Genomic DNA, 4,895 nt, shown 5'->3' on the forward strand with positions numbered 1-4,895 from the left:
TGCGCTGCACGGCGCTGGCCGCTGGTGGCTCGGGCCCCTCCTCTTGCTGCTCGGTGCGGGGCTGACGCGCCTGCCGCCCGTGGCTGGCGTGCCGCTGTGGGCCTACATCGCCGTGGCGTGCCTGCTGGTAGGCGGCATCGCCTGTGTACCGGCTGCCGTGGGTGGTTTGCTGCGCCTGTGGCCCCGACGCAGCCTGATGCGGCATGCCTCGCTGATGTTGTCGCTGGAACGTACCCGGCGCATGCGACACACGGCCACGGTGATCATGGCCGGTGTGGTGGCCAGCCTGAGCCTGTCGGTGGCCTTGACCGTGATGGTGGCCAGCTTTCGGGGCTCGGTCACCGCGTGGCTGGATGTCGTGCTGCCAGCCGATCTGTACGCGCGCACATCGAAGACCTCGGGCGGCACGGACAACCAGCACCTCACGCCAGCGCTGCTGGCCCGCATCCGGCAGCTCCCCGGCGTGCAGCGTGCCGTGGGCATCCGCGTGAGCAATCTGAGCCTGCGTACCGATCAACCTGCGGTGGCCCTGATCTCTCGTCCCGTCGGGCAGGACGCGGGTGCGGCCGAGCGCAGTCTGCCCCTGGTGGGCACGCTCCTGCCGGCTCATGCAGGCCACATCAATGTGTTCGTGAGCGAGGCCATGGTAGACCTGTACGGCGCCCGGCCCGGTACCTTGCTGGCCTTGCCGCTGCGCACGGATCAGCCGCCCACCATGGCCCATGTGCGCGGCGTGTGGCGCGACTACGCCCGTCAGCAAGGCGCCATCGTGATCGACGAGGCCGACTACCAGCGCCTGACCGGCGACACCCACATCAATGACCTGGCGCTGTGGCTGGACCAGGACGTACGCACCGCCGATGTCCAGCAAGCCATTCGACAAGGCGCCGCCTCACAAGGTCTGAACGGCGAGCTGATCGAATTTGCCGAACCGCGCGAGATCCGCCAGACCACCCTGCGCATCTTCGACCGCAGCTTTGCCGTGACCTACTGGCTGCAGGCTGTGGCCATCGGCATTGGCCTGTTCGGCACGGCGGCGAGTTTTTCGGCGCAGGTGCTGGCGCGGCGCAAGGAGTTCGGCTTGCTCAGCCACCTGGGCTTCACACGGCGACAGGTGCTGGCCATCGTGGCAGGCGAAGGCCTGGCCTTGAGCAGCGTGGGTGCCTTGATGGGCCTGGTGCTGGGCATCGGCGTGAGCCTGGTGCTGGTGCACGTGGTCAACCCGCAAAGCTTTCACTGGACGATGGACATGCTGCTGCCCTGGCCCCGGCTGGCAGCCTTGTGCGGCAGCGTGATCGCTGCAGGCACGGTCACGGCCTTGCTGGCCGGGCGCACAGCGGTCAGCCGAGACGCCGTGATGGCCGTGAAGGAAGACTGGTGATGCCCCAACCAAGCGAGATGCCACCAAGATGAACAGCCGCCTTCGACGTCAGATGCTCGCCAGTGCCGCCTTGTTGCTGCCGCCGTGGGCGCGCGCCTTGTCGCCCGACCAGGCCAGACCGGTGATACGCCCCACCGATGTGCTGCGCTTTCCGCAGGACCATGGTGCGCACCCCGCGTTCCGTACCGAGTGGTGGTACATCACCGGCATGCTGCAAACGGTGTCGGCACCACGGCGCACTGTCGGCTTCCAGATCACCTTCTTTCGGACGCGCGTGGATGTGGCGACGCAAAGCGCCAGCCAATTTGCGGCCAGGCAACTCGTATTCGCGCACGCCGCATTGAGCGACATCAGCCAGGGGCGCCTGTTGCACGATCAGCGCATTGCCCGCGAAGGCTTTGGCCTGGCCGAGGCTGCTCAGGGCGACACCCGCATCGCCTTGCGTAACTGGACACTGCAGCGCGAGGGCCCCGCCGCACAGAGCCGCTACACAAGCCACATTGCCGCACGAGACTTCACGCTGGACCTGCGCTTCACCCAGACGCAGCCCGTGCTGCTTCAGGGCGAGGCGGGCTACTCCCGCAAGGGACCGCACCCCGACAAAGCCACGCACTACTACTCGCACCCCCAGTTGGCCGTACAAGGCCAGATCCGACAGCAACAAGAGACCACGCAGGTACAAGGTCGAGCCTGGCTGGACCACGAATGGGGTGAGTCATTCCTGGAGGCTGATGCCGTAGGCTGGGACTGGATCGGCATGAACCTGCTCGACGGTGGCGCCTTGACCGCCTTTCGCCTGCGGCGCGCCGATGGCAGCACCTTGTGGAGCGGTGGCAGCTTGCGCCGCCCAGGCGAAGTGCCTCGTTCACTGAAGCCCGACGAAGTGCGGTTCACACCTGGCCGTGTATGGGCCAGCCCCGCCACGGCGGCGCGCTATCCGGTGAGCTGGCTGGTGGATGTGGCCGGCACACGCTACGAAGTGCGCGCCCGCATGGACAACCAGGAGCTCGACAGCCGGCAAAGCACGGGCGGCGTGTACTGGGAAGGCTTGAGCGATCTGCTGGACGCGCAGGGCCGCCCGGTGGGGTCAGGCTATCTGGAGATGACAGGGTACGTGGCGGCCATGTCGCTGTGATCAAGGCCTGGCGAAGGCAACCTGCCAGCTCGCTCAGCGACGCCGAGAGGCTTGCGGCAAAGGCAGATTGGGCGGCGGGTAAGGTGGCAGAGGCCTGCCCATCTGCTGCAGCGTGGCGCGGGCCTGTGCCACGCAGGCCTGTTTGTCAGCGTCGCTCATCCTGGTCCATCCGGTGATGTCAACCAGGGTACGGCCACAGCCCAGGCAAACGTCCTGCTCGTTGAGCGTGCACAGGCGCACGCAAGGGCTGGGACAAGGCGAAGGCAGTGCGCCGGAGGACGACGTGGACATGCCGCCAGCATAAGACAGACCGGCCGCGCCTGCCGAGTTCAAACCCGGCCCATCCGGTAATCTGAGGGCTTGGCGCCCGTCCACTTTCTGAACGCGCGGTAAAAAGCCGCGGGCTCTGCAAAGCCCAGGTCGATGGCGATGTCTTCGATGCTGCGGCGGCTGTCCTGAAGGCGCGTGATGGCCATGTCGCGCCGCAAGTCGTCCTTGAGAGACTGGTAGCTGTGGCCTTCTTCCTTCAAACGGCGCCGCAAAGTGGCCTCGGTGAAGTGCAGCTCGGTGCACAGCACGGCGAGATCGGGCCATTGCCCAGGCGGCTGTTCACGCAAACGTCGCCGGATGCGGGCCGCCAGGCTCTTGGGATTGCGGTACTTGACCAGGAAGTTGTCCGGCACATCCTTGAAGAAGGACTTCAGCGTGCTGGCGTTCTGCACGATGGGCAGTTGCAGGTCGACCGCGCGCAGGCACAGGCGCGTCTGCGGGGCATCGAACTCAAGCTGCTCGCAAAACAGCACGCGGTACTCGGGCGATGCGTCCGGCTCGGGGCAACGGAAGGCGCCTTCGGTGAGCTGCAGGCGCCGCCCGGTCAACCAGCAGGCCAGGCCATAGACCATGATCAGGAAGGTGGCATAAGCAAACAGGCGCTGGGGGCCCTGGCGGTCATGCAGTTGCAGCACGGCCTGCTCGCCTTCCACCTCCAGGGAACCATGCATGTCATCCAGCACCAGGCGCATGAACCTGAAGATGCGCTTGAGGGCATGGCCCAGGGTGTGGGCGTCCAGCACGCTGTGGCACATGAGCACATAGGTGCCCTGGCGTGCGGGGTGGCTGTCCAGCCCGAAGAACTCGTCGTCCAGTTCGCGCGCGATGTCGCGCCACAAGGCACCGAACTGCGCAGGGGATACGCGCGACAGCGGCTCGCTCACAAACGCCGATGGAATCCCCGCGCGCTGCAGAAAGCCGTCCATCGCCAGGCCACGCCCCTGCACGCAGCGCAGCGCCTCCTGCACGAAGTGGATGGAGATGGTGCCGCGTTCGGGCTTCATGCCGGGCTCCTTCGCGAGACGGCTGCGCCCCAAGGGATTGCACCGAGTGACTGGCTGGAACGTGCAGCGATATTGACGGATTTGGGCATCGAAAACAGGGCGGCGTCTGCCTAGGATCGGTTCAAGGCGCCGAGCGCCCAGCCATCAACCTTACCCAAGCCACCGAGAGAGACAAACCATGCAAGTATCCGACAGTGTCTTCCTGATCACCGGCGGGGCATCCGGCCTGGGCGCCGCCACCGCGCAGATGGCCTTGCAGGCGGGCGCCCGTGTGGTGATCGCCGATCTGGCCGAACCGCGTGAAGGCACGTTTGCCCCTTCGGAGAACGTGGTCTACGTCAAGACCAATGTGTGCGATGAAGACAGCGGCCAGGCCGCCGTGCAGACCGCCTTGCAACGCTTTGGCCGCCTGGATGTGCTGGTCAACGCGGCCGGCATCGGCCCTGCCGAAAAGATCCACGGCAAGAACGGCCCGCACCGGCTGGAGTCCTTCACCCGCACCATCCAGGTCAACCTGATCGGCACCTTCAACATGATGCGTCTGGCCGTGCCGGCCATGATCAACTCGGGCGCGCCAGGTGGTGCCAGCGATGCCACCGCCTCGCAAGGCGTGATCATCAACACAGCCTCCGTGGCAGCCTTTGATGGCCAGATCGGCCAGGCGGCCTACTCGGCCTCCAAGGGCGGCGTGGTGGCCATGACCTTGCCTGCCGCACGTGAGCTGGCCCGGGACCGCGTACGCGTCATGACCATCGCCCCCGGCATTTTCGAGACCCCCATGCTGCTGGGCCTGCCGCAAGAGGTGCAGGACTCGCTGGGCCGCTCGGTGCCACACCCTTCGCGCCTGGGCAAGCCCGCCGAGTTCGCCGCGCTGGTGCGCAGCATCGTCGACAACGAATACCTCAATGGCGAGGTGATCCGCATTGACGGCGGCATCCGCATGGCGGCCAAGTAAGAAGGCACCCACATGAGCAACATGGACGCCCTGCTGAGCGAAGACCAGCGCCTGGTGCGCGACGCCGCACGCGACTTCGCGCAAGGCCAG

General features: G+C 66.5%; 5 protein-coding genes. 3 read left to right on the plus strand and 2 right to left on the minus strand.

Annotation, left to right across the window (positions count from 1 at the left end; genetic code table 11):
• Together VFW93_RS13205 and VFW93_RS13210 are read left to right on the plus strand one after the other, a co-directional pair.
• The coding region (locus VFW93_RS13205; protein WP_329694454.1) for an ABC transporter permease at positions 1-1,381 on the plus strand (1,381 nt) is incomplete at its 5' end.
• Between the two features lie 28 nt (positions 1,382-1,409).
• On the plus strand, positions 1,410-2,516 hold the full coding sequence (locus tag VFW93_RS13210; RefSeq protein ID WP_329694455.1) for a carotenoid 1,2-hydratase: 1,107 nt from the start codon (positions 1,410-1,412) through the stop codon (positions 2,514-2,516).
• Between the two features lie 33 nt (positions 2,517-2,549).
• On the opposite strand, the gene VFW93_RS13215 is transcribed toward VFW93_RS13210, so the two are convergent.
• Both VFW93_RS13215 and VFW93_RS13220 read right to left on the minus strand, forming a co-directional pair.
• Positions 2,550-2,807, minus strand: a complete 258-nt coding sequence (locus VFW93_RS13215; protein WP_329694456.1) for a DUF1289 domain-containing protein — start codon at positions 2,805-2,807, stop codon at positions 2,550-2,552.
• Positions 2,808-2,845: 38 nt separating this feature from the next.
• Positions 2,846-3,850, minus strand: coding sequence for an AraC family transcriptional regulator (locus VFW93_RS13220; protein ID WP_329694457.1), 1,005 nt, complete (start codon positions 3,848-3,850; stop codon positions 2,846-2,848).
• 178 nt (positions 3,851-4,028) lie between these two features.
• Here VFW93_RS13220 and VFW93_RS13225 point away from each other — a divergent pair, with 178 nt between their 5' ends.
• Positions 4,029-4,805 (plus strand): SDR family NAD(P)-dependent oxidoreductase, encoded by a 777-nt coding sequence (locus VFW93_RS13225; protein ID WP_329694458.1) that lies wholly within the window; start codon positions 4,029-4,031, stop codon positions 4,803-4,805.
• Positions 4,806-4,895 lie beyond the last annotated feature (90 nt).

It is taken from the genome of Aquabacterium sp., from assembly GCF_036279675.1.
In the GTDB taxonomy this organism is placed as follows: domain Bacteria; phylum Pseudomonadota; class Gammaproteobacteria; order Burkholderiales; family Burkholderiaceae_C; genus Aquabacterium.

What these genes read in the sequence shown, in the direction of transcription:
- VFW93_RS13210 (WP_329694455.1), top strand. Translation starts at nt 1,410, where the DNA reads ATGAACAGCCGCCTTCGACGTCAGATGCTCGCCAGTGCCGCCTTGTTG.
- VFW93_RS13215 (WP_329694456.1), bottom strand. Translation starts at nt 2,807, where the DNA reads ATGTCCACGTCGTCCTCCGGCGCACTGCCTTCGCCTTGTCCCAGCCCT.
- VFW93_RS13220 (WP_329694457.1), bottom strand. Translation starts at nt 3,850, where the DNA reads ATGAAGCCCGAACGCGGCACCATCTCCATCCACTTCGTGCAGGAGGCG.
- VFW93_RS13225 (WP_329694458.1), top strand. Translation starts at nt 4,029, where the DNA reads ATGCAAGTATCCGACAGTGTCTTCCTGATCACCGGCGGGGCATCCGGC.